2 protein-coding genes are annotated in these 1,524 nt (G+C 65.6%); both read right to left on the reverse strand.

Annotated elements, in window-relative coordinates:
* Positions 1–938 (reverse strand): hypothetical protein (locus KZA10_RS14855; protein WP_218683269.1); only part of this gene is annotated, 938 nt, incomplete at its 3' end.
* Positions 939–952: 14 nt separating this feature from the next.
* A partial coding sequence (locus KZA10_RS14860; RefSeq protein WP_218683270.1) for a LamG domain-containing protein occupies positions 953–1,524 on the reverse strand: 572 nt, incomplete at its 5' end.

Raw genomic sequence — 1,524 nt, forward strand, 5'->3', positions numbered from 1 at the left:
TAGGACAGGCCGACCGACGGCGCCGGCCCCGCACCAGGCGCAGGGACAGCCATGTCGTAGCTCCAGGTGAACGCTCCGGTCTGCTCTGCGACATCCCACGTCGACGAGGACTTCAGTGGCGTGGCCGCATACGACCCCGTGCCATTCGCGCTGCTCGCACCCGAGAGCGCAGCGAGCATCATCGGCTCCTTCGAGACGTTGGGCGTCAGCACGAGTCCTTCGTCCGTCGAAACGCTTGCGACCGGCACTGCCTTCTCCGCGATGTCCTCGGCCTTGGTCGATGCGGGCACCTGCACCCACTCGAGACGACCAGCGAAGTCGCCACCGTATGCACCGGCGAGCAGCTCGTCCGGCAACCGCACAGCGACCGGCTCGCCGTCCTTCCCCGCGTTCTCCTGCGACAGCGAGACGACGATGCCGTCGAGGCCCTTCTTGCCGGCCGCCTTTTCGTCGAGGATCCCGACGGCGACAGACGTTGTCGGGATCGCAACGGCATCAAGGTTCCTGTCGCCGGCGTCATCAGGCGCGTCTTCCGAGACGCGCTCAGCATCGTCGTCGGTGCCTGATGCCGGCGCGATGGCGATGCCCGTGTCGCCGAGCGCTTTCCATTCGCCGACGACTGTAGCCGGCGCGGAACCCTCTGCGGCCTCCGTCGTGACACCACCCACGTCCGACTGTTCGAGAACAACGTCAGTGCTCTCCAGCGACATCGGCTTCGGTGCGTCGGGTGTCGGCACGGTAATAGACGAGAGCGGACCACTCCCGGCGTCCGCATCACCGACCGTGGACCCCGGTACAGGGTCGCCGAAGACCGGCGTCTCGACCGTCGGTGTCGGTGCCTCGGCGAAGGCCGCTCCTGGCGTGGCGACGAGGACGCCGCATGTGAGCAGCACCGCGGTCAGAATCGCAAGAGGCTGACGGGATCTCGAACGTGCCATCTCAGTGTCCGTATTCAGTCGGTGAAGGGGAGCTCGAAAGCGGTGAGGCGCTCGAGCTGCGCGTGGTTGATGACACCCGGCACCACGACGGGGTTGGTGATCAGACCAATGAATCGAAGGCTGTCGGGGCCTGGGGCGAACATCAACCCCCCGTTGGCTGTGCGGTCACCACTGCCGTTGACGTGCCCGTTGACCGCGACCGGCGTCGTGGAGTTGCCGATATGGAGGCGCAGCTGGTGGTTGGTTCCGTCCCAGATACCCGTAACCATCTGCCACGATCCAGGGGTGACCGTTCCCCCAGCGACACAGTTGTTGTCACGCGCGGTGTTGCTCATGTTCACGTAACGATCCCCGAGGCAGAAAGCGTACTTGCCGGTGCTGGTGATCTGCAGCTGCATCGTGCCGACTCCCTGGCCGCTCTGGATCGCCACGACCTGCGACGTCGACGCGATGTGTGCCGGCTTGACCCAGAGACTGAACGTGAAGCTCTGGGACGCATCGACCGGGGCGCCCAAGGAAGTGATCTCGTATCCTGCAGTCGCCACGTTGGTGGACAGCACCGGAGACGTGAAGGGGAAGTCGGGGA

The sequence above is a fragment of the Microbacterium sp. BF1 genome (assembly GCF_019279095.1).
GTDB classification, from domain to species: domain Bacteria; phylum Actinomycetota; class Actinomycetes; order Actinomycetales; family Microbacteriaceae; genus Microbacterium; species Microbacterium maritypicum.